The following is a 22,950-nucleotide window of genomic DNA, read 5'->3' as shown; positions in this document are numbered from 1 at the left end:
ACCGCTTAGGAGGTTAGCCGGGGGTCCGCCGTCGCCGGAAATCGATTGTCGGCGGCCGGGGGCCTCAGCGTCGCCGCAGGGGCAGCGGGGCGCCCATCACCGCGTACGGCTTCGGTGCGCTGGGGAACAGGACCTGCCTGGCCAGGTCCTCGTAGCCGAGCGAGCGGTACAGGCCGCGCGCCGGGCTCTCCGTGTCGATGGCCGAGAGGATCGAACGCGGTTCGGTGGCGCTGTCCGTGATGGTGGTGATCAGGGCGCGGCCGATCCCGCGGTTCTGGAAGTCGGGGTGGACGTGCAGTTCGGTGATCACGAAGGAGTGGTCCAGCCAGTCGTCGTACCCCTGACCCCGCAGGTACGGCTCGACGACGGTGGACCACCAGTGCGTGCGGTCGTTGGGCATGCCGTAGACGAAGCCGGCGAGCCGTCCGTCACCGGCCCCGGTCGCGCCGAGCGCGCGGGCACCGGGGAAGGTGAGGTGCCGGAGCACGATCTGGCGTCGTACGGCGATCTCGTCCGCGCCGAGTCCGAAGGCCACGGCCTGGACGGTCAGCGCCTCGTCGATCCGGGCGGCCAGGTCCAGCGGGCCGATGACGACATCGTCGGGCGTCAGGGGGCCCTGACCGGGGAAGGACAGCATGCCCGGAGACTACCCGGGCGTATTCGTCCGGGGGCGTGGCGGACCGAGGGTTGTCCTGTTGGCGCGGGTCCGCGATGGCCGGTAGTACCCGTGCGGCCGGGCCGCGGAGGTCACGGCTCCTCGCCCCGGCAGGGGGCGCACTCCTCAGAAGAGGATGCTCATGAAGGCGCCGACCTCCTGGAAGCCCACTCTGCGGTAGGTGGCCCGGGCGGCCGTGTTGAAGTCGTTGACGTAGAGGCTGACGACCGGGGCGACGTCCGCGAGGGCGTAGCGCAGGACGGCCGCCATGCCGGGGGCCGCGAAGCCCCGGCCGCGGTACTCGGGGGCGACCCAAACACCCTGGATCTGGCAGGCCTGCGAGGTCGCGGCGCCGATCTCCGCCTTGAAGACGACTCGGCCGTCGCGGTCGAGGCGGGCGAACGAGCGTCCGGAGCCGACGAGTTCGGCGACCCTCGCCTGGTAGAGGAGACCGCCGTCGCCCGCGAGCGGGGAGACGCCGACCTCCTCGGTGAACATCGCCACGCACGCCGGCATGATCGCCTCCATCTCGTCCTTGCGGATGCGGCGGACGTACGGATCCGGGGCGATGTGGGAGGGGAGCCGGTCGGCGACCATCAGGGGCTGGTGCGGCCGGATCTCGCGGGCGGGGCCCCAGTTCGGTTCGAGGAGGCGCCAGAGCTGGGCCGTGGCCTCGGAGGGGCCGACGATGGAGGAACAGCGGCGGCCCGCCCTGCGGGCGCGGTCCGCGAAGGCCCGTACGGCCCGGGGGGTCGCGCAGATCGGGACGAGGTTCGCGCCGGCGTAACAGAGGGACGTGAGCATGCCGTCCTCGTACCAGCCCCACATCTCGCCGCCGAGGCGCCAGGGGTCCAGGCCCGCGACCTGTACGCGGGAGGACACGAAGGCGTTCGCGACCGGCTCGCGGTCGAGGACGGCGAGTGCGGCGTCCAGGTCACTCGGTTCGAGGACCCTGGTGGTCGTCTGCGTCAACACGTACGGGGCCTTCACCATCAGGTCTGCTGGTCTCCGCACTGTACCTGGGGAAGATGTGCCACGCCGCACAGTGGCTCCGGGGAGGTTCCTCTCCGCCCCCACCGCCGTTTCCCGGCGCGGCCCCGGGGCCGCGCCACCGGGCCCGCAGTGCGCTCACGCGCTCGTCCCCGAACGCCGGACCGGCGCCGGACGAGCCTCGGACGGGCTGGATCCTTCAGCCCGTCCGGAGTTGGTGGACCGTGAGGTCAGCCCGCCACCGACACCGAGGGCTCGCCGGAGGCGATTCCGTCCGCCTCCATCTGCTCGGCGATCTTCATCGCCTCCTCGATCAGCGTCTCGACGATCTTCGACTCGGGGACGGTCTTGATGACCTCGCCCTTGACGAAGATCTGGCCCTTGCCGTTGCCGGAGGCGACACCGAGGTCGGCCTCGCGGGCCTCGCCCGGTCCGTTCACGACGCAGCCCATGACCGCGACGCGCAGCGGCACCTCCATGCCCTCAAGACCCGCGGTGACCTCCTCGGCCAGCTTGTAGACGTCGACCTGGGCGCGCCCGCAGGACGGGCAGGAGACGATCTCCAGGCGGCGCTGCTTGAGGTTCAGCGACTCCAGGATCTGCATGCCGACCTTGATCTCCTCGACCGGCGGGGCCGAGAGGGAGACGCGGATGGTGTCGCCGATGCCCTCGGAGAGCAGCGCGCCGAAGGCCACCGCGGACTTGATCGTGCCCTGGAAGGCGGGCCCCGCCTCGGTCACGCCGAGGTGCAGCGGGTAGTCGCACGCGGCGGCCAGCTGGCGGTAGGCGTTGACCATGACGACCGGGTCGTTGTGCTTGACCGAGATCTTGATGTCCTGGAAGCCGTGCTCCTCGAAGAGCGAGGCCTCCCAGAGCGCGGACTCGACCAGCGCCTCGGGCGTCGCCTTGCCGTACTTCTGGAGCAGGCGCCGGTCGAGCGAACCGGCGTTGACGCCGATGCGGATCGGCGTGCCGGTGTCCTTGGCGGCCCGCGCGATCTCCTTGACCTGGTCGTCGAACTGCTTGATGTTGCCGGGGTTCACGCGGACCGCGGCGCAGCCGGCGTCGATCGCGGCGAACACGTACTTCGGCTGGAAGTGGATGTCCGCGATCACCGGGAGCTGCGACTTGCGGGCGATGGTGGCGAGCGCGTCCGCGTCGTCCTGTGTGGGGCACGCCACCCGCACGATCTGGCAGCCGGCCGCGGTCAGCTCGGCGATCTGCTGGAGGGTGGCGCCGATGTCGGACGTACGCGTGGTCGTCATCGACTGCACCGAGACGGGTGCGTCTCCGCCCACCGCCACGGTTCCGACCTGGATCTGCCGGCTCTTGCGGCGCTCGGCGAGCTTGGTCGGAACGGACGGCATGCCGAGTGAAATCGCAGTCATCTGCTGTGCAACCCCAAGGTAAGGATTCGGTCGGTCCCGAAAGCTGACGGGCTCCAGTCATCGAGATTACGGCACCCCCGCAGGCGGGAGCACATCACGCAGGCAGGTCCACCCATAGGAGGACGGCCGGGCATGCAGCATGCCCGGCCGTCGTGAACTCCGTGCGACTAGGAGATTCTCACCGGATTGACCACGTCGGCGATCAGCACCAGGATCGTGAAGCAGATGAAGATCCCGGCCACCACGTAGGCGACGGGCATCAGCTTCGCCACGTCGAACGGACCGGGGTCCGGCCGCCGCAGCACCTTCGCCGCGTTGCGCCTCAGCGACTCCCACAGGGCGCCCGCGATGTGCCCGCCGTCGAGCGGGAGCAGCGGGAGCATGTTGAAGAGGAACAGGGAGAGGTTGAAGCCCGCGACGAGGAACAGCATCATCGCGATCTGGTTCTCCGGCGGGATGTCGAGCGTGAAGACCTCGCCGCCGACGCGGGCCGCGCCGACCACGCCCATCGGGGAGTCCGCCTCGCGCTCGCCGTCGCCGAAGGCCGCGTCCCACAGGGCGGGGACCTTGGACGGCAGGGCGATCAGCGACTCGACGCCGTTCTGCATCATGTCGCCCATGCGGTCCACGGACTGCCCGAACGACTGCTGCACGATGCCGGAGGCGGGTGTGAAGCCGAGGAAGCCGGCGTACACGTACTTGCCCTCGACGTAGCCGCCGTCGCCGTCCGTCTTGCTGACCTGGTTGCGGATCAGGTGCGCGGACAGGTCGAGCTGCCTGCCGTCGCGCTCGACGGTGAGGGTGACGTCCTTGCCGGGGTTGGCGCGGATGTCGGACTGGAGGGCGGCCCAGTCGGTGACCTCCTTGCCGTCGAACGCGACGATCTTGTCACCGCCCTGGAGCCCGGCGGCCTTGGCGGGCGCCGCCGTGTCGCTCTTCTGGCACTCCGAGCGGTTCTCGCTCTGCTCGATGACGCAGTCGGAGACCTTGCCGACCGTGGTGGTCTGCGTCTGGATGCCGAAGGTCATCATCACGCCGAGGAAGATCGCCACGGCCAGGATCAGGTTCATGAAGGGGCCGGCGAACATCACGATCACGCGCTTCCACGGCTTGCGCGTGTAGAAGAGGCGTTTCTCGTCGCCCGGCTGGAGCTCCTCGAAGGACTGGGCCCTCGCGTCCTCGATCATGCCGCGCCACGGTGAGGTGGAGCGGGCCTCGATCTTGCCGTCCGGACCGGGCGGGAACATGCCGATCATGCGGATGTAGCCGCCGAGCGGAATCGCCTTGATCCCGTACTCGGTGTCGCCCTTGCGGCGCGAGAAGATCGTCGGACCGAAGCCGACCATGTACTGCGGCACGCGGATGCCGAAGAGCTTGGCCGTGGAGAGATGTCCCAGCTCGTGCCAGGCGATCGAGAAGAGCAGGCCGATCGCGAAGACGACTATGCCGAGGATCATCATCAGGGTCGTCATGCACGAGCCTCCGCCGTTGTCATGGCTGTCGTCCGAGCTGTTGTCCGGGCTGTCGCCCGCGCTGTCAGTTCGCGGGCCCGGGCGCGCGCCCAGGTCTCCGCTTCGAGGACGTCCGGGACGGTGAGCGAGGTTCCCGTACGGGGTGTGCCGTGCTCGGCGACGACCTCCGTGACGGTCTCCATGATCCCGGGATACGGCAGCGAGCCGTTCAGGAACGCGTCCACGCACTCCTCGTTGGCCGCATTGAACACCGCGGGGGCCGTGCCCGCGAGCTCCCCGACGTGCCGGGCGAGCCCCACCGCCGGAAACGCGTCGGTGTCGAGGGGGAAGAACTCCCAGCTCGACGCCTTCGACCAGTCGAAGGCGGGCGCCGCGTCGGGGACGCGCTCGGGCCAGCCCAGACCGATGGCGATCGGCCCGCGCATGTCGGGGGGCGTCGCCTGGGCCATCGTCGATCCGTCCGTGAACTCCACCATCGAGTGGACATACGACTGCGGGTGCACGACCACCTCAATCCGCTCGAAGGGAATGTCGTAGAGGAGGTGCGCCTCGATGACTTCGAGCCCCTTGTTGACGAGGGTCGAGGAGTTGACGGTGATGACCGGTCCCATGGCCCAGGTGGGATGGGCGAGGGCGTCCGCGGGGGTGACGGCGGCGAGCTCGGCCTTCGTACGTCCCCGGAAGGGGCCTCCGGAAGCGGTGACGACCAGCTTGCGTACGTCGGCCCTGGTGCCCGAGGCCAGCGCCTGGAACAGGGCCGCGTGCTCGGAGTCGACGGGGATGATCTGGCCCGGCGCGGCCAGCGCCTTCACCAGGGGGCCGCCGACGATGAGCGACTCCTTGTTGGCGAGCGCGAGGGTGCGGCCCGCTTCCAGGGCGGCGAGAGTGGGGGCGAGGCCGATCGAGCCGGTGATGCCGTTCAGGACGGTGTGGCCCGGGGAGGCGGCGAGGTGCGTGGCCGCGTCCGCTCCGGCGAGGAGCTCGGGCAGGGCCTCCCCCGGCCCGTACCGGGCGGACAGGGCCTCGCGCAGTGCCGGTACGGCGTCCTCGCGGGCCACGGCGACGGTCTTGACGCGGAGCCGGTGCGCCTGCTCCGCCAGGAGCTCCACCCTCCCGCCCGCCGCGGAGAGCCCGGTCACCCGGAACCGGTCGGGATGGCGCAGCACGAGGTCGATGGCCTGGGTGCCGATCGATCCGGTGGAGCCGAGGATCACGACGTCCCGTGCTCCGTGCACGGGATCGAAGACTAGATGCGGATCGGCGAGGGGGGCTGGACTGTCGCTCATCCCTCCATTGTTGCCGCAACACCGCACCGACGGGACAGGGGCGTCCCGGGAGTGCCTCGTAAGGGGCACGGAGGGGCTCTTCGGGCGAGCGGGTTGTGCGCGACCGGCGGCCCCGCACAACCCGTTCGCCGTGTCGCCGCTCGCCGCACGGATTCGGTGCGGTGAGCGGCGGCACGGGGCCGGGGCTGCGGCGCCTCCCGGGGGAGGGGTCAGCGGATGGGCCGGTGGACGTTCTCCCGTTCGGTCGCGCCCGGTGTCGCGTCGGCGATCCACGGGCCTTCGCCGGACGGGTCGACGACTCCCTCCTCCAGCCAGGTGTAGGCGCCGCCGAGGACTCCCTTGACCACCTTGCGGTCGAGATCGTCGGTGTTGGACCACAGCCGGCCGAAGAGCTCCTCCACCCGGACGCGGGACTGGCTGCAGAAGGCGTCGGCGAGCTGGTACGCCTCCCGGCCGTGCGCCTCGGTCGAGCGCAGGAGTTCGGCGCGGACACAGGCGGCGCTCATCGCGAACAGTTCGGCGCCGATGTCGACGATCCGGCCGAGGAAGCCCTGCTTGGTCTCCATCCGGCCCTGCCAGCGGGACATGGCGTAGAAGGTGGACCGGGCGAGCTTGCGGGCGGAGCGCTCCACGTACCGGAGGTGGCCGGACAGGTCGACGTGTCCGGCCGGATGGAAGTCCCCGTAGGAGCGCGGCAGTTGACCGGGGCCCGCGATCAGTTTCGGGAGCCACTTGGCGTAGAACACGCCGGCGTTCGCGCCCGCCTTCGCCTTGTCCGAGAGGGACTTCTCCCGGTCGATGAGGTCGCCGGCCACGGAGAGGTGGGCGTCGACCGCCTCCCGCGCGATCAGCAGGTGCATGATCTCCGTCGAGCCCTCGAAGATGCGGTTGATGCGCAGGTCGCGCAGGATCTGCTCGGCGGGGACGGCCCGTTCGCCGCGGGCCGCGAGGGAGTCGGCGGTCTCGAAGCCGCGTCCGCCGCGGATCTGGACCAGCTCGTCGGCCATCAGCCAGGCCATCTCGGAGCCGTACAGCTTGGCGAGGGCGGCCTCGATGCGGATGTCGTTGCGGTTCTCGTCGGCCATCTGCGACGACAGGTCGAGGACGGCCTCCAGGGCGAACGTGGTCGCCGCGATGAAGGAGATCTTCGCGCCCACGGCCTCGTGGTGGGCCACCGGCTTGCCCCACTGCTCCCGCACGGACGACCACTCGCGGGCGATCTTCAGGCACCACTTGCCGGCGCCGACGCACATGGCGGGCAGCGAGAGCCGTCCGGTGTTGAGCGTGGTGAGTGCGATCTTGAGCCCGGCGCCCTCCGGCCCGATGCGGTTCGCGGCGGGCACCCGGACCTGGTGGAAGCGGGTGACGCCGTTCTCCAGACCGCGCAGCCCCATGAACGCGTTGCGGTTCTCGACCGTGACGCCCTCCGACGCGGCCTCCACGACGAAGGCGGTGATGCCGCCCTTGTGGCCCTCGGACTTCGGCACGCGCGCCATCACGACCAGCAGGTCCGCGACGACGCCGTTGGTCGTCCAGAGCTTCACCCCGTCGAGGACGTAGTCGTCGCCGTCGGGTACGGCGCTGGTGGCCAGGCGCGCCGGGTCGGAGCCCACGTCGGGCTCGGTGAGCAGGAAGGCGGAGATGTCGGTACGGGCCAGGCGCGGGAGGAAGGCGTCCTTCTGCTCCTGGGTGCCGAAGAGCTTCAGCGGCTGCGGTACGCCGATCGACTGATGCGCGGAGAGCAGCGCGCCGATCGCCGGGTTCGCGGAGCCGACCAGGGCCAGCGCCTTGTTGTAGTAGACCTGCGTCAGACCCAGGCCGCCGTACTTCGTGTCGATCTTCATGCCGAGGGCGCCGAGCTCCTTGAGCCCGTTGATCACCTCGTCGGGGATCCGCGCCTCGCGCTCGATGAGCGCCGAGTCGATCTTGGTCTCGCAGAAGTCGCGCAGCCTGGCGAGGAATTCCTCGCCGCGCCGCGCGTCCTCGTCGGGGGGCATCGGGTGGGGGTGGATGAGATCGAGGCGGAAGCGGCCGAGGAACAGCTCCTTGGCGAAACTGGGTTTGCGCCAGTCCTGCTCCCGCGCGGCCTCGGCGACCTGTCGGGCCTCGCGTTCGGAGACAGCGGGCTGGTGGGGTGTTGCGGACAAGAGGCTCACCTCGCCGCGAATAGGGATCTTGGTCCGTTCCGTTACTCACCGGTGCTACTCGATCGTATGTACCCGATTCCGGACCCACCCACCAGTCCTCGCGCACCATTCGGGCCCCCTCCACGGACGTGCCCGCGCCGGGATCCGGCGAGCGGGCCCGCCGGGCCGCCGGACAGGGGCGCGAGGACGGCGTGCCGAGCCTCCACCCGCCCGCACCCGCGCATCAGGCCCTTCTCCCGCCCCGGTGGGCTCCCCCGTACAACCATGGAGTCGAAGCGCTTCGACAACCTATGGACACCCACTCGCCGTCAAGCTACTGTCGAGCCACCCTCACTCGCCCTTGTCCGTAACGCGCACTGTCGAAGCGCTTCACACAATGCTTGGAGAGCTGGATGGTCACCCTCGCCGAGGTCGCCCAGCATGCCGGAGTCTCGGCGAGCACGGTGAGCTATGTCCTCAGCGGCAAGCGGTCGATCTCCGTGGGCACCCGCCAGCGGGTCGAGCAGAGCATCCAGGAGCTCGGGTACCACCCCAACGCGGGAGCCCGGGCGCTGGCAAGCAACCGGTCCAACATCATCGCGCTGATGATCCCGCTCCGCACCGACATGTACGTACCCGTGATGATGGAGATCGCCATCGCGGTGACGACCTCTGCGCGCACCCACGGGTACGACGTGCTGCTGCTCACCGGCGAGGAGGGCCCCGACGCCGTGCGCCGGGTCACCGGGAGCGGGCTCGCCGACGCGATGATCCTGATGGACGTCGAGCTCGACGACGAGCGGCTGCCGCTGCTGCGCGGCACCGACCAGCCGTCCGTCCTCATCGGGCTCCCCGCCGACACCAGCGGCCTGACCTGCGTGGATCTCGACTTCCGAGCGACGGGTGCGCTGTGCGCCGAGCATCTGGCGATGCTCGGTCACCGTGACATCGCTGTCATCGGCGAGGCGCCCGCGGTCTACGAGCGGCACACGGGCTTCGCCGAGCGCACGCTCGACGGACTCCGCACCCGGTCGCGGGAGCTCGGCCTGCGGGTGCTCCACCGCCCGTGCGAGGGCGGCTTCGACGCCATGTCACTGACCCTGGCCCGGGTCTTCGACGAGCGCCCCGGCACCACGGGCTTCGTCGTGCAGAACGAGTCGGCCGTCGAGCCGCTGCTCGCGCTGCTGCGCAGGCAGGGCCGGGCGGTACCGGAGGACGTGTCGGTGATCGCGATCTGCCCGGACCAGGTCGCCGTCCAGGCGTCGGTGCGGCTGACCTCGGTGGCCATCCCCGCCCAGGAGATGGGCCGCAACGCGGTGGAGCAGCTGATCGCCAAGCTGGAGGGGCACGGCAAGGACGAAGTCGTGCTCATCGCACCCGAGTTGACGGTCCGGGCGAGCACGGGTCCCGCTCCCGCCACTTCCTGACCTCACCGCACCACCCCATCTCCCGTACGCACGAGGGGAGGTGGGGAGCCCCCGTCTGTCCCGGCCGGCCGTGCCGCCGGGGTCCTGTCGCCACTCCTTCCTTCAGGAGCACCCCGTATGAATCAGCCTGCCGAGAACCAGCCCGGAGAGCACGGAAGGCCCGGGCAGGGGTCCGCGAGTCTCGCCCAGTCCTCCCCCACCGTCGGCACGTTCCGCGAACGCGACGGCGCGCTGGAGTGGAGCGGCCGCCAGGAGACCGTACGCATCGAGCCGTGGGGTCCGGACGCCGTCCGGGTCCGGGCCAGGCTCGGCGGGCCCGTCCTGGAGGGTCTGCCCGCCGCCGTGCTCGACGAGCCGCCCGCCACGGAGGCCACCGTCAAGATCGAGGACGGGCGGGGACTGCTGACCGTCGGCGCGCTGACCGTGGAGGTCGACGCCGAGGGCCTGGTCCGCTTCGTCCGCAGCGACGACGGCACCGAGCTGCTCGCCGAGGAGCGCGCCCACTTCTGGTGGCCGGGGCCGCGCCTCTACACCCCCGTCGGCAACGGCCACCACCGTCTGGAGCAGCGCTTCGCCGCGTACGAGGGCGAGAAGCTGTACGGCCTCGGGCAGCACCAGCACGGGCTGCTCGACCAGAAGGGCGCCGTCCTCGACCTGGTCCAGCGCAACGCCGAGGTGACCATCCCGGTCCTCACCTCCAGCCGCGGCTACACCCTGCTGTGGAACAGCCCGGCGATCGGCCGCGTCGAGCTCGCGGGCAACGGCACGCGGTGGGTGGCGGACTCGGCCCGGCAGATCGACTACTGGATCACCGCGGGCCGGCCGGCCGACGCGCAGCGCCGGTACAGCGCGGTCACCGGGCGCACGCCGATGCTGCCGGAGTGGGCGGCGGGCTTCTGGCAGTGCAAGCTGCGCTACCGCACCCAGGACGAACTCCTCGGCGTGGCACGGGAGTACAAGCGCCGCGGCCTGCCCATCGACGTCATCGTGTGCGACTTCTTCCACTGGACACATCTGGGCGAGTGGAAGTTCGACCCGGCCGAGTGGCCGGACCCGGCGGCGATGCAACGGGAGCTCACGGAACTCGGCATCAAGCTCGTCGTGTCCGTCTGGCCGTCCGTCTCCCCTCTCTCCGAGAACCATCAACTGATGGAGCAGCGGGGCTGGTTCATCGGCACGCAGTACGGGCCCATGGCACACGCCGACTGGCCGGACAAGGAGGTCGCCTCCACGGTCCAGGTCGCCTTCTACGACGCGACGAACCCCGAGGCGCGTGCGTTCCTGTGGTCGCGGATCAGGGACAACTACCTGGAGCCGTACGGGATCACGTCCTTCTGGCTGGACGCCTGCGAGCCGGAGCTGAAGCCGGGATTCCAGGAGAACCTGCGCTACTGGGCGGGCCCGGGACTCGAAGTGGGCAACATGTATCCGCGCGAGAACGCCCGCACCTTCCACGAGGGCATGCTGGCGGCCGGCGAGAGCGAGGTCGTCACCCTCAACAGGTCGGCGTGGGCGGGCAGTCAGCGCTACGGGGCCGCCCTGTGGTCCGGCGACATCGGCACGGACTTCGCGACGCTGCGCCGCCAGATCGCGGCGGGTCTCAACACCTCGCTGTCCGGCATCCCCTGGTGGAACACCGACATCGGGGGCTTCCACGGCGGTGACCCGGACGACCCGGCGTACCGCGAGGTCATGATCCGCTGGTTCCAGTTCGGCGCGCTGTCCCCGCTGATGCGCCTGCACGGCTTCCGGGACCCGGGCACGCCGCTCGGCCCGGAGATGACCGGCGGCCCGAACGAGGTGTGGTCGTACGGCGAGGAGGCCGGCGCGATCCTGGAGAAGTACCTCCACCTGCGTGAGCGTCTGAAGCCGTACGTGCTGGAGGTCATGCGGGAGGCCCACGAGGAGGGGCTGCCGGTGATGCGGCCGCTGTTCCTGGAGTTCCCCGAGGACCAGGCGGCGTGGTCCGTGGACGACGCGTACCTCTTCGGCCGGGACCTGCTGGTCGCGCCGGTGCTCACGGCGGGGGCGACGGCCCGGACGGTCCACCTTCCGGCGGGCGCGCGCTGGACCGACGCGTGGACCGGCGAGTCGTACGAGGGGGGCGCGGCCGTGACCGTCGACGCGCCGCTGGAGCGTATTCCGCTGTTCCTGCGGGACGGGGCACGGCTGCCGGTGGCGGAGTGACCCCGCGGACGTGAGGGTGCGGCCGGCTCCCGGGAGGGGCCGGCCGCACCGCCGTTCACCTGCGTCGCACGGGGTCAGCTGCTGGAGACCGACATGCTGTTGGTGCGGAAGTCCAGGCCGCCCGACGACGAGGTGATCTCGAAGCCGAACTGGACGTCGCCGATGGTCTCGTTGCCCATCCAGTGCTTGGTGTCCTTGATCCACTTGAGGATCGGCAGGACGTTGACGGTGCCGGAGTTGGAGTCCGAGGTGCGCAGGAACGAGAAGACCTCGTTGGCGCCGTTGCTGCCCTTGTAGACGGACCAGGTGTGGCCGCCGAGGGTGACGTTGCCCTGCGAGGTGCCGAGCGGGCCCACGGCTCCGTTGTAGTTGACCCAGAGCATGATCTCGTAGTCGTAGTCCGTGTCCCAGATGTCGTACGACGTGTTGTACGCGCCGGACGACGGGACCGTGACGTTGTAGCTGCTGCTGAGCGAGCCGAGCGAGGTGATCGACTTGTTGATCACCTTCTTGGCGTTCGGGTAGGACTTGATGCCGCCGGTGTTGGGGTGGTTGGCGTTGACGCCCCAGTTGGTGCCGGAGTTGGCCCAGATGCACTGGCCGCCGGCGCCGCCGCCCCAGATGTTGTTGTAGAGCGTGTAGCCGTTGAGGCTGGTGTTGCCCCACTGGTCGCAGGAGTTCCAGACGGCCGCCGAGGCGGGGGCCGAGGCGAGACCGATGGTGGCGCCGAGTGCGAGGGCGGGGGCCAGGAGGGCCTTGGTGAGCCTGTTCAGGATGCGTGTTGCCATGGTGTCCCTTCCATGGGTGGGGGGATGTGGGGGATGTGTCTGCGGTGGATCTACTGCGGCCCCAGGGTCAGGACGCAGTCCTCTCCGGCGCGCAGGGAGAGCTGTCGCGCTCCGGAGAGAGTTCTGAGGTCGACACGGCAGGTGCGGGTGGGGCGCACCACCGCCCGGGCCTGCCGCGGGTTCCAGCTGAGGTCGACCACCGCGCCGAACCTCGTGGTCACGCCGAGGAGTTCACCCGCCGGGAGGGTGGCGGGCAGGGCGGGGAGGAGGACCAGCCGGTCGGGGGTCGACTGGATCAGCGCCTCGACGATCAGGGCGGGGAGGGTGTGCGCGGCGTCCGCGTTGTAGACGTCGCGGTGGGGGTAGTGCGCGCTCATGAGGGAGGCGTGGAAGTAGTCGCCCTCCAGTACCTGGCCGAGCGCGTGGGCGACCCGCTCGCCGTCGCGCAGGCGGGCCGCGACAAGGGCGTGGTGCAGGTGGCCGTGCGCGGAGTCGTTCTCGGCGCCCCGCAGTTCGAGCGCGCGGTGTGCCGCGGCGGCGAGCCCGGGGGTGTCGTAGGGGTTGATCTCGTCGTGCGGCCACACGCCGTACAGATGGCTGAGGTGCCGGTGGTCGTACGTGTCGTCGAGGCCGGGCCACGCCCACTCGGCGAGGGCGCCGTCGTCGTTGACGCGGTGCGGGGGCAGCCGCTCGGCGAGGCCGCGCCACCGGTCGGCGTCGGGGCCCGGGTGGTAGGCGGCCGCCGTGAGCAGGGCGTGCCGGGCCGCCGAGAGGTCCATGGCGGCGTTGACCGCGCCCCAGCTCGCGTTCGCCGGCCGGTTCTCCGGTGAGTAGGAGGGCACGACGACGAGCCGGCCCCGCTCGTCGGTCCGGGTGAGGAAGTCCTCGTAGAACAGGGCGACTTCGGCCAGGGCGCCGGCCAATCGCGGGTCCCGTTCCCCTCGGGTCTCGTCGTGGTCGACCAGGGGCTTGAGCAGCCAGTCGGCGCCCGCCGTCCACAGGTGCAGGGGGTACTCGCGGCTGAAGTGGTACGTGTACCCCGACTCGCCGTCCGTGTGGGGCGGGGCGACGATGCCCCGGGCACCGAAGACGGCGCGGGCGTTGTCCCGCCAGTGCGGCAACTGCCCGTGGATCAGCGTGGCGTGGGCCTCGACGACCTCGGGCAGCGCGGCGGCGACGGCCGACGCGGTCTGCAGGTTGAGGTTGGCGTCCGTGGTGAACGCCCCGGACCAGGCCGTGTCCCAGTCGCCGGTCCACAGCCCGGTGAGTCTCGGCGGGAGCATCCCGCTCGCGGACAGCAGGTGGTAGCGGCCGGCCGCGAAGAGCCGTTCGAGGAGGGCCGGGCTCTTGGGGCGCTTCAGCAGCTCGGAGCCGGGGAGCGCGCGTTCGGTGTCGTCGGCGTCGAGGGCGAGGCAGGCGCGGGCGTACGCGGTGCGGTGGAGGCGCAGGTGGCGGTCCAGGAGGGTTCCGTACGGGTCCTCGTCGTCCGGCAGCAGCTCGCGCAGGGCCTGCGCCCGTGCCACCGTGTCCAGTTCCCCGGTGTGCCGGGCGAGGCGCGTCAGCAGCAGGACCGACTCGGCTCCCGTCACGCGCAGGCCCGGCGGGGTCAGCGTCGTACGGCCGCCGGTGACCACGGCCAGCGTCACCCCCGTGTACGCGCGGTCGCTGCCGGGGTAGCGGGCGCGCAGGGTGAGTACGGCGCCCTCGGGGGTGAGGACCGTGCCCTCGCTGACGCCCAGCCCGCCCGGGGCGCCGGGGAGCCGGTGGTCCAGCGCGATGTCCAGGGTGAGCCCCGGCGAGGTCACGTACTGGACGATCACGTCGTCGGCGCGCGAGACGAAGACCCGGCTGCGCCAGCCCGCGCAGACCGAGTCGGCGACACCCGTGGTGAAGTCGACCGAGCGGCGGTAGCCGCGTTCCCCGTCGGACGGCCGTCGCAGCCGCACCTGGAAGGCGGGGTGGAAGGGCTGCACCCACTGCAGGGGGCGCCCGTCCGTGAAGTCCTCGGCCGCGGCTCGGTCGCCCGCGAGCAACCGGTCCTGGAGGGCGGGCAGTTCGGCCGCCAGCTCCGGTGGGCGGGCGCGCTCGCCGCCGTTGGGGCGGACGAGGGTGTGGTGCGTGGCGATGACCCGGTCGTCGCCGGGATCGCCGAACACCAGCGCTCCGTGTCGGCCGTTGCCGCTCAGGAAGGCGTCCTCCCAGCGGGCGGCGGGACGCGGCTCCCAGGTGCCGTGCGGCGGGGGCGGCGGGGCGCCGGCGCTCACGGCGACAGCACCGCCGCCCCGTAGCGGCCCAGCTCCAGGGAGTCCGTGACCTGTCGGCCGTCGAGCAGGTCCCGGTACGTTCCGGGCACGGCCACCGTGACCGGGTCCCGTCCGTGGTTGAGGACGAAGAGGAGGTCTCCCCGGCGCACGGCCTCGACCTGTGCGGGCAGCCCATCGAGCACCGGCCGCACCCCGGCCTCGGCGGCCACGCCCTCCAACAGCTCGCGCAGCGCGGCGGGTTCGGGCAGCGTGGAGACGTACCAGGCGCGGCCCCTGCGCAGTACCGCCGGGAGTCCGTCCAGCTCACCACCCTTGTAGACGGCCACCGCGACACCGTCCCCGGCCTCGATCTCCTCGGACCACAGCGTGCCCCGGAAGCCGTCGCACTCGGCTTCCTCCCCGCGGTCGAGGGGCCACCACTCGTGCAGGGTCCGGATCCCGAAGAGCTCGCGCAGCCGCTCGTCCATGCCACCGGGCCGCACCCGGTCGTCCTCGTCCGCGACCCCGGTCAGGAAGCCGCAGACCAGGGTGCCGCCGCCTCGTACGTACGCGACGAGGTTGTCGATCGCGGCGTCGGTGAGCAGGTACAGCTGGGGCACGACGACCAGCCCGTACGCGGACAGGTCGTGCTCGGGGTGCGCGAAGTCCGTGGTGACGTGGGCCTCCCACAGTGCGCGGTGCCAGGCGCGCACGACCTGCGGATGGTCGACCTCGCAGGAGAGCCGGCCGTCCTGGGACCCCGCCCACCAGGCGTTCCACTCATGGAGGATCGCCACCTCGGACACGGAGTGACGGCCCGTCACCTCGCCTTCGAGCCGGGCCAGTTCGGTGCCCAGCTGCCTGATCTCCTGGTAGGTGCGCCCCTGCTCCCCCGCGTGGCTGACCATGCCCGAGTGGAACTTCTCCGCGCCCTGTCTGGACTGCCGCCACTGGAAGTAGCAGACGGCGTCGGCGCCCCGGGCGACGGCCTGGAGGGACCACAGGCGGTTGAGGCCGCGCGGCTTGGGGTGGTTGACGCCCCGCCAGTTCACCGGTCCCGCGGCCTGCTCCATCAGCATCCACGGGCCACGGGCCTGGGAGCGCGTCATGTCCTGGATGAGCGCGCCGTTCTGCGCGCCGAAGGGGTCACGCGGGTCGGGATAGATGTCGACGGAGACGACGTCCTCCTCCTGGACCCACTTCCAGGCGTCCTGGCCCACCCACATCGGCATGAAGTTGGTGGTCACCGGGAGGTCCGGGGAGTACCGGCGGACGATGTCACGCTCGGCGGCGTAACACTCCAGGAGCATGTCGCAGGTGTAGCGCCTGAAGTCCAGTACCTGGGTGGGGTTCTTCATGTAGTGGGCGTGGCGCGGCGGCAGGATCTCCTCCCAGTCGCCGTAGCCCTGGCTCCAGAAGGCCGTGCCCCAGGCGGTGTTGAGGGCGTCGAGGGTGCCGTACCTGTTCCGCAGCCAGCGGCGGAAGGTGACGGCGGCCTCGTCGCCCCAGTCGAACGTGCAGTACTCGTTGTTGATGTGCCACATCGTGAGGGCGGGATGGCTTCCGTAGCGGGCGGCCAGGTCCTCGGTGATGGCGGCGGCGTGGCGGCGGTAGGTGGCGCTGGAGTGCGAGAAGTGCTGGCGGCCTCCCCACCACTCGGTGCGGCCGTCCTCGTCGCGGGGCAGTGTGTCCGGGTGGAGGCGGCCCAGCCAGGGCGGCGGCGAGGAGGTGGGGGTGGCGAGGACGACCCCGATGCCGTTGTCGTGCATGAGGTCCATCAGACGGTCGAGCCAGCCGAACTCCCGCTCCCCCGGCCGCGGTTCGAGCTTCGCCCAGGAGAAGACGCCGAGGGTGACGGAGTTGACACCGGCCGCCTTCATCAGGCGTACGTCCTCGTGCCAGGTCTCCTCGGGCCACTGCTCGGGGTTGTAGTCGCCGCCGAAGAGGACACGTCCGCGGGTGACGTCGGCGAGGCCCGGCCGCCCGGGCCCTTCCTGGGCGGTCATCGGGCGGGCTCCCCGTACTGGATGCCGCGTCCGTTGGTCGCCAGGTACACCCTGCCGTACACGCGCGGGTCGCCCGTGATCACCTCGCCCGTCCAGCCCCACTGGTGGGCGTCGTCGTTGATGCGCGTCCAGGTCTTCGCCTCGTCGTCGGAGCGGTACACGGCGGTGATGGTCTCCGTCGAGCCGACCAGGTAGAGCGCCGGATAGCCGGCGCCGTCGGCCGCCCTGCCGAATCCGAGCGTGTACGAGGCCCAGCAGCTGTCCACCTTCGAGAAGGTCGCCCCGCCGTCGGTGGAGCGGTGGAGGCCGTTCCACTTCAGACTCAGCCACAGGTCTCCGCTGCGCCCGGGCGCCGCGACCAGTTCGAACTGGGTGTCTCCCGAGGACAGTCCGCTCGCGCGGGCCGTGAACGAGCGACCGCTGTCCGTGCTGGCGTACAGGGTTCCGCTGTCGGTGTCGTACGCGTAGAAGCGGGCGGGGTCGGCCGGGTCGGCGACCGGTGTGGCGCCCTTCGGGAAGGAGGCGACCTCGGACCAGGTCGCGCCGTTGTCCGTGGAGCGGTGGGCCGCGTACTTCGTGCCGTCCCAGTGCACGAACGACCACAGCAGCGCGCTGCCGTCGGCGTTGACGGCGATCGGCCCCGGCGCGTCCTTGGCGATGGCGGGCTGGGCCCCGAAGGGCGTCCAGGTCCGTCCGCCGTCGTGCGAGTGGGCCCCGTTGCCGTGGTCGCCCCAGCCCGCGCGGACCACGTACGACGGCTTGGCCGCGGCCTGGGCGAGCCCCGTCGCCGTCCCGAAGACGGGGTTCGACGCCATGCCGCGCGACGGGGACGCCGTGAGCTTCTCGTGGTACATCACGCCGATGTCCCCGAGCCCGCTGAGCAGGTGCGCCTTCCCGGCCGGGGGCGAGATCAGCTGGCGTACGGAGGTCTCCTCCAGGCCGCGGATCTGCGGCGCCCAGTGCTTGAGGTCACGGGTGCCGTAGAGGGTCGCGCCGGTCCCGAAGACGAGGTGCTTCGAGTCGTACGGGTCCAGGGCGAGCGCCTGGATCCACCAGCCGAACTTCGGCTTGTCGGCGCCCCACTTGAGGTAGGGGGTCTCGGACACGTCGAACACGGCGGTGTCCTTGAGGGACGTCCAGGTGCGGCCGCCGTTCGTGCTGCGGTACACGGTGTCGATGGCGGCCCAGCGGTTGTTGGTGGAGACGACGACGGTGCCCGGGCGGCGGGCGTCCACGGCGGCTCCGCCGTACGCGAAGGAGTCGGTGGACCCGTCGGAGGTGGTCCCGCCCGGCTTCACGGGAGTCACGTCGGCCCACGTGCCGGTCGTGGTCCGCAGTTTGTGCACGCTGCCGTCGGACTGGCCGTTGGGTCCGGGCGCGTTGGCGTACGTCACGTACAGCTCGCGCGTGTGCCGGTCGTAGGCCGCCCTGACCGGCACCTTGGCGGAGGTACCGGAGGGCTGCCCGGGGACGGCCTCCCACGCCGTCCCGTCGGCCGTGCGGTACAGGTTCGCCGTCCCCTCGGTGCCGTCGCCGTCGCCCCACCCGGCGTAGACGGCCCGCCCGGCGGCGACGAGGAACATGACGCCCTGCCCGGAGGCGCTCGGCTTCCCCGGGAAGCCGCTCACCGGCGCCCAGGTCGCCCCGCGGTCGGTGGACCGGAGCAGCCCGTCGTGCCGGGTTCCCAGCCACAGCGTGTCGCTGTCCCGCGGATCGACCAGGAGCCGCTCCCCCGCGCCCCGCCCGTCCTCGTTGGCGCCGAGTTTCACGTCGAGGTCGGTCCGGCGCCAGGTCGCGCCCCGGTCCTCCGAACGCAGCACCGCGCCGTTGCCGGCCCACGCCTGGGCGTACGTGCCGAGGGAGAGGTAGACCCGGTCCGGGTGCGCCGGGTCGACGGCGATCGCCTCCACGCCGAGGAGGTTCCAGTCGTCCCACCCGAGGTGGTCGGTGAGCGGGGTCCAGCGGCCTGCCCGGTCGTCCCAGCGGTAGGCGCCGCCGATGTCGGTACGGGCATAGGCGAGACCCCGTACGGAGGGGTGGAACAGCACCCCGGTGACGAACCCGGTACCGCCGATGACGACGTTGCGCCAGCGGTAGGCGGGCGCGTCCGCCGCCGGGGCCGCCGCCGCGGGGCTGACGGCCCCGGAGACGGCGGTGGCAGCCACGGTGGCAGCGGTCCCGGCAAGGACGGCGCGTCTGCTCAGGCGGGGCGTGCGCATGACATACCTCGTTCCAAGAAAGGGGGAACTTCACAAGGAGGAGCGGACGAGCGCCCCTTGAGGGGCGCGGGGAACTGCGCGATCAGCCACAGCGGCCCCGCAGCCGACGAAACAACCGGACAATTCCCGGACCAAGCCAGAAGGGGGACGCACGTCACCCCTTGACGGCGCCGGTCAGCATGCCCTTCTTGAAGTGCTTCTGGACGAAGGGCGAGAGGAAGGCGACGGGGAGCAGGGCCAGCACCATGACCGCCATCTGGACGGCGAGCGCGGAGAGCTGGCCCGTCTTGATGGCCTGGCCCATGCCGACCGGCGGCTCCTGCTTCTGGACGAGCTGGATCATGACGTTCTGCAGCGGCATCATGTCCTGGTCGCTGAGGTAGATCGACGCGTTGAACCAGGCGCTCCAGTAGCCGACGGCGTAGAAGAGCGTGATCACCGCGATGACGGCGCGGGAGAGCGGCATCACGATCTGCCAGAGGATCCGCCAGTCCCCCGCCCCGTCGATCCGCGCGCTGTCGGTGAGTTCCGGCGAGATGCCCATGAAGAACGCCCGCAGGACCAGGATGTTGAAGACGCTGATCGCGCTCGGCAGGATCAGCGCGAGATACGTGTCCGTCAGCCCCAGCGACTGCACGAGCAGGTACGTCGGGATGAGGCCCGCGCCGAAGAACATCGTGGCGAGCAGGATCATCAGGAACCAGCGGTGCCCGACGGACCCGATGCGGGAGAGCCCGTACGCGGCGAGGATGGACACCGTCATCGAGAACACCGTGCCGACGAGCGTGACCCCCAGGCTGACGAGGGTGGCGCGGGTGACCTGGCCGCCGCTCAGCAGTTCCTGGTAGGCGATGAAGGTGATGCCCTTGGGGACCACCACCAGTCCGCCGGCCTCGCTGATGGCCTCCTTCGAGGACAGGCTGGTGACGACGACGATCCACAGCGGGAACAGGACGGCGAGACAGGCGACGGCGAGGACGACGCCCTTGCCGGCGAGTCCGGCCTTGTGGGGTTCCTCCTCCCAGACGGGCCGCGGCGGGGCGGCCCAGCGGCCGGGAGTCCGCGGGCCGGGGGCCTTCGGCCGTTCGTCGGTGACAGCGCTCACTTCTTGTACACCCCCTGCTCGCCCATGAGATGGGCGACCTTGTTCGCGGCGAGGACGAGACCGAGACTGACCACGCCCTTGATCAGGCCCGCGGCCGCCGCGTAACTGAACTCCTGGTTGCGGACGCCGTTCCACCACACGAAGGTGTCGAGCACTTCCGCCGCGCCCGGTCCCACCGCGTCTCTCTGCAGCAGGATCTGTTCGAAGCCGACCGTGAGCGCGTCACCGACCCGCAGCACCAGGAGCAGGGCGATCACCGGCCGCAGCGCGGGCAGCGTGACGTGCCACATCCGGCGCCATCGGCCGGCCCCGTCCATCGCCGCGGCCTCGTACAGGTCGGGACTGACGGAGGCCAGTGCCGCGAGGAAGACGATGATGCCCCAGCCGGCGTCCTTCCAGACGCCCTCCGCCGTCACCAGGAACTTGAAGACCCCCGGGTCGGTCATGAGGTCGAAGCCCTCGTGGCCGTGCCGGCGCAGGGTCTGCGCGATGATGCCGGCGCCACCGAAGATCTGCTGGAAGACGGTGATGACCAGCACCCAGGAGAAGAAGTGCGGGAGGTAGAGGATCGCCTGCGAGATCGCCCGCACCCGGGGCCTGAGCACGCTGTTGATGAGCAGCGCGAGCACGATCGGGATCGGGAAGAACAGCAGCAGCTGGAGCGAGAACAGGACGAACGTGTTCTGGACGGCGTCCCAGAACGCCGAGTCCTCGAAGATCCGTGAGAACTGCTCGAAGCCGACCCAGGGGCTGTGGAAGATGGCGACGAAGCCGTTGTCGCTGACGTACGGGTCGTACTCCTGGAAGGCGACGACGTTGCCCAGGATCGGTATGTAGTTGAAGACCAGGACCAGCAGGACGGCCGGCAGGGTCATCAGTACCAGCGTGCGGTCCCGCTTGAGGCGGGTCCTGAGCGTGCCGCCGTTCGCGGCCTTCTTCAGGGCCTTCTTCTCGGCCCGGGTGACCCCGCCGGGCCTCGTGGATCGGCCGGGTCCGGCGGACCTGTGCCCTTTGGCGGAGGGTTCGGCGGTGTCGTCCGTCGTCGACGAAGGCGCTGTGCGCGGGGCGGCGCCCGGAGTGGTGCTGTGTGCCACTTCGTCACCCCTGCGCGGAGCCGCTGTCGTCCAGCAGCTTCTTGTACCAGTCGCGCAGCTTGTCGCCGCCCTGGCTCTTCCACTCCGACACCGCCTGCTGCATGTCGCTGACCTTCTTGCGGCCGCGGACGACGCTGTCCTCCAGGTCCTCGAAGTCGTTGGAGAGGCTGGTGTACCGGGCCGGTTCGGTGATCTGGAGCCCGAAGAAGGAGGACTTCTTGGTGAAGGCCCCCATCCGCTGCTGCCACTCCACCTGTTCCTTCGCGATGTCCGGCAGGTCGGGGTGGGCGATGGTCGGGGCAGGGCTCGCGAGCATGACGAAGGCGTTCAGGACCTCCTGGTTGCCCTTGTCGTTCTTGGTGGGCACACCGTCCTTGATGGTGTAGTGCGTGCCCTCCACCCCGTAGTTGGTGAGCATGTACTCCTTGGTGCCGTACGGGGCCGCGGTGACGTTCGCGGCGGCCAGCACGTCGTGGATCACCGCTTTCGACGCCTTCTTGTTGATGAAGGCGAAGATGCCTGCGGGCGAGGCGGCCCACAGCTGGGGGTCGCCCCCGTCATGGCCGAAGATGTCCATGCCGGATATGCGGAATTCCTTGTTCTGGGTGGCCTGTTCGGCCATCTTGCCCCACCAGTCCGAGATGTTCTGGTTGTACATCATGACCTGGCCGTCGGTGAAGCGCTGACCCGCGTTGCCCTGGTTCGCCGCCCTGGCGTCGGGGTGGACGACACCCGCCGAGTACAGCTTGCGGGTCCACTCCAGCGCTTCGAGATACTCCTCGGTCTCGACCCGGTAGATCAGCTCGCCGTCGACGAGGTTCCAGCCGAGCGACTTCTCGCTGCCGGACAGCACGCCGAAGCTGTTGAAGGCGGTCCACTTCATGTCGTCGCAGGCCCACACCTTCGCCTTGGCGTTGGTGATCTCCTTGGCGAGGGCCAGGAACTCGTCGGCGGAGGTGGGGACTTCGTACCCCTCCTTGTCGAAGACGTCCTTGCGGTAGAAGGGCACGATGCCGGTGACGGTGGGAGAGGGCTGCGGCAGGCCGCGCAGCTTGCCGCCGAAGATGGAGCGCTGCCAGGCGTCGGTCGGGATGGCCGCGAGGTTCGGGTACTCCTTGACCTTGTCGCCCGAGAGGTACGGACCGAGGTCCGCCATCTTGCTGATGATGGCGCTGGGTATCTTGCCGCCCATGTTCCAGCTGGGGATCACCACGACGTCCGGCATGTCACTGGAGGCGAGGACGGCGCCCAGCTTCTCGTCGTACGTGTTGCCGTCCTGGTTCTGCCAGACGACCTCGGCGCCGATCAGCGCGTTCATCGCCGAGTAGTACGGGTTGCCGCCCTTCGGCGGCGAGCCCCAGAACGGCGAGATGATCTTGATGGTGCTGCCCTTGCCGAGCTTTTGCGGCACCGAGGTCTTCAGGTCGGCGAGCGAGAGCTTGCCGGTGAACCCGACGGCGGAGCCGTTCTTCGACGCGATGTCCGGCGTCACCACGCTCTGCGCCACGAAGGCGGGAAGGATCTTCTTCGCGTCCTTGCCCGAGGTCGTGCCCTCCTTGGAGCCGCTGTCGGAGCCACCGCAGGCGGCCAGCAGCGGCATCCCGCCGGCCACCGCGGCGGCGGCGACCGCCGTGGAGCCGAGGAAGCTTCTCCGGCTGGGAGCGGAGGGGGAGTTCGGCGTCATTGCGTCAACCCTTCATGGCGCACAGCAGGACACCCGGCGGTTCGGCCGTCGGCTGCGGTGTCTTGAGTGGAACTGGCTGAGCTGAAGCGGACCCAGGAGGAGTGCACACCCAGGAGCGGCGTCTTCGACAGTCGAAGCGCTTCGATGTTGCTGCGAGGTTAAGTGAACGCCTGGGGGTGCACAAGAGCCGATTCCAACATTCCTGGGAGGTATGGAGGTCTGAACCAGTGCCCTTTCAACTCCTGGGATGGCGGTGAGGATTCGGAGTTGTTGCGTCGAG

General features: G+C 70.5%; 15 protein-coding genes. 2 read left to right on the top strand and 13 right to left on the bottom strand.

The window, feature by feature from the left end; translation table 11 throughout:
* Positions 1-64: 64 nt before the first annotated feature.
* From KUF83_RS29470 to KUF83_RS29445, 6 genes are all read right to left on the bottom strand, one after another.
* Positions 65-637 carry a GNAT family N-acetyltransferase gene (locus KUF83_RS29470; protein ID WP_217458019.1) on the bottom strand — a complete coding sequence of 191 codons (573 nt, stop codon included), beginning with the start codon at positions 635-637 and terminating at the stop codon, positions 65-67.
* 144 nt (positions 638-781) lie between these two features.
* Entirely contained in the window at positions 782-1,630 is an 849-nt protein-coding gene (locus KUF83_RS29465) for a GNAT family N-acetyltransferase (RefSeq protein WP_217458033.1), read from the bottom strand.
* Positions 1,631-1,875: 245 nt separating this feature from the next.
* Positions 1,876-3,033, bottom strand: a complete 1,158-nt coding sequence (gene ispG, locus KUF83_RS29460) for a flavodoxin-dependent (E)-4-hydroxy-3-methylbut-2-enyl-diphosphate synthase (RefSeq protein WP_217458018.1) — start codon at positions 3,031-3,033, stop codon at positions 1,876-1,878.
* 167 nt (positions 3,034-3,200) lie between these two features.
* The gene (locus KUF83_RS29455; RefSeq protein WP_217458017.1) at positions 3,201-4,505 is read right to left on the bottom strand and encodes an RIP metalloprotease; all 1,305 of its coding nucleotides are present in this window, start codon (positions 4,503-4,505) and stop codon (positions 3,201-3,203) included.
* Positions 4,502-5,791, bottom strand: coding sequence for a 1-deoxy-D-xylulose-5-phosphate reductoisomerase (dxr, locus tag KUF83_RS29450; protein ID WP_217458016.1), 1,290 nt, complete (start codon positions 5,789-5,791; stop codon positions 4,502-4,504). The genes KUF83_RS29455 and dxr overlap by 4 nt, the downstream gene beginning before the upstream one ends.
* Positions 5,792-6,000: 209 nt before the next feature.
* On the bottom strand, positions 6,001-7,947 hold the full coding sequence (locus KUF83_RS29445; protein ID WP_374106193.1) for an acyl-CoA dehydrogenase family protein: 1,947 nt from the start codon (positions 7,945-7,947) through the stop codon (positions 6,001-6,003).
* Between the two features lie 383 nt (positions 7,948-8,330).
* Here KUF83_RS29445 and KUF83_RS29440 point away from each other — a divergent pair, with 383 nt between their 5' ends.
* Both KUF83_RS29440 and KUF83_RS29435 read left to right on the top strand, forming a co-directional pair.
* Positions 8,331-9,344, top strand: a complete 1,014-nt coding sequence (locus KUF83_RS29440) for a LacI family DNA-binding transcriptional regulator (protein WP_217458014.1) — start codon at positions 8,331-8,333, stop codon at positions 9,342-9,344.
* A gap of 117 nt (positions 9,345-9,461) precedes the next feature.
* Positions 9,462-11,531, top strand: coding sequence for a TIM-barrel domain-containing protein (locus KUF83_RS29435; RefSeq protein ID WP_217458013.1), 2,070 nt, complete (start codon positions 9,462-9,464; stop codon positions 11,529-11,531).
* 74 nt (positions 11,532-11,605) lie between these two features.
* On the opposite strand, the gene KUF83_RS29430 is transcribed toward KUF83_RS29435, so the two are convergent.
* The 7 genes from KUF83_RS29430 to KUF83_RS29400 form a co-directional block, all read right to left on the bottom strand.
* Positions 11,606-12,319 (bottom strand): hypothetical protein, encoded by a 714-nt coding sequence (locus tag KUF83_RS29430; RefSeq protein WP_217458012.1) that lies wholly within the window; start codon positions 12,317-12,319, stop codon positions 11,606-11,608.
* A gap of 50 nt (positions 12,320-12,369) precedes the next feature.
* Positions 12,370-14,583, bottom strand: coding sequence for a glycoside hydrolase N-terminal domain-containing protein (locus tag KUF83_RS29425; protein WP_217458011.1), 2,214 nt, complete (start codon positions 14,581-14,583; stop codon positions 12,370-12,372).
* The gene (locus KUF83_RS29420; protein WP_217458010.1) at positions 14,580-16,568 is read right to left on the bottom strand and encodes a beta-galactosidase; all 1,989 of its coding nucleotides are present in this window, start codon (positions 16,566-16,568) and stop codon (positions 14,580-14,582) included. The genes KUF83_RS29425 and KUF83_RS29420 overlap by 4 nt, the downstream gene beginning before the upstream one ends.
* A complete protein-coding gene (locus KUF83_RS29415) occupies positions 16,565-18,787 on the bottom strand; it encodes a sialidase family protein (RefSeq protein WP_217458009.1) in 2,223 nt (740 codons plus the stop codon). The genes KUF83_RS29420 and KUF83_RS29415 overlap by 4 nt, the downstream gene beginning before the upstream one ends.
* 154 nt (positions 18,788-18,941) lie before the next feature.
* The gene (locus KUF83_RS29410) at positions 18,942-19,892 is read right to left on the bottom strand and encodes a carbohydrate ABC transporter permease (RefSeq protein WP_217458008.1); all 951 of its coding nucleotides are present in this window, start codon (positions 19,890-19,892) and stop codon (positions 18,942-18,944) included.
* Positions 19,889-20,986, bottom strand: a complete 1,098-nt coding sequence (locus KUF83_RS29405; protein ID WP_217458007.1) for a sugar ABC transporter permease — start codon at positions 20,984-20,986, stop codon at positions 19,889-19,891. The genes KUF83_RS29410 and KUF83_RS29405 overlap by 4 nt, the downstream gene beginning before the upstream one ends.
* A 4-nt stretch (positions 20,987-20,990) precedes the next feature.
* A complete protein-coding gene (locus KUF83_RS29400) occupies positions 20,991-22,670 on the bottom strand; it encodes an extracellular solute-binding protein (RefSeq protein ID WP_217458006.1) in 1,680 nt (559 codons plus the stop codon).
* Positions 22,671-22,950 lie beyond the last annotated feature (280 nt).

Source organism: Streptomyces sp. BV286 (assembly GCF_019090165.1).
GTDB lineage: Bacteria > Actinomycetota > Actinomycetes > Streptomycetales > Streptomycetaceae > Streptomyces.
This window is presented reverse-complemented; position numbering and strand designations above follow the sequence as displayed.

Excerpts from the sequence above, each read along its gene's own strand:
- KUF83_RS29470 (WP_217458019.1), bottom strand. The coding sequence starts at position 637 with ATGCTGTCCTTCCCCGGTCAGGGCCCCCTGACGCCCGACGATGTCGTC.
- ispG (WP_217458018.1), bottom strand. The coding sequence starts at position 3,033 with ATGACTGCGATTTCACTCGGCATGCCGTCCGTTCCGACCAAGCTCGCC.
- KUF83_RS29455 (WP_217458017.1), bottom strand. The coding sequence starts at position 4,505 with ATGACGACCCTGATGATGATCCTCGGCATAGTCGTCTTCGCGATCGGC.
- dxr (WP_217458016.1), bottom strand. The coding sequence starts at position 5,791 with ATGAGCGACAGTCCAGCCCCCCTCGCCGATCCGCATCTAGTCTTCGAT.
- KUF83_RS29440 (WP_217458014.1), top strand. The coding sequence starts at position 8,331 with ATGGTCACCCTCGCCGAGGTCGCCCAGCATGCCGGAGTCTCGGCGAGC.
- KUF83_RS29435 (WP_217458013.1), top strand. The coding sequence starts at position 9,462 with ATGAATCAGCCTGCCGAGAACCAGCCCGGAGAGCACGGAAGGCCCGGG.
- KUF83_RS29430 (WP_217458012.1), bottom strand. The coding sequence starts at position 12,319 with ATGGCAACACGCATCCTGAACAGGCTCACCAAGGCCCTCCTGGCCCCC.
- KUF83_RS29420 (WP_217458010.1), bottom strand. The coding sequence starts at position 16,568 with ATGACCGCCCAGGAAGGGCCCGGGCGGCCGGGCCTCGCCGACGTCACC.
- KUF83_RS29415 (WP_217458009.1), bottom strand. The coding sequence starts at position 18,787 with ATGCGCACGCCCCGCCTGAGCAGACGCGCCGTCCTTGCCGGGACCGCT.
- KUF83_RS29400 (WP_217458006.1), bottom strand. The coding sequence starts at position 22,670 with ATGACGCCGAACTCCCCCTCCGCTCCCAGCCGGAGAAGCTTCCTCGGC.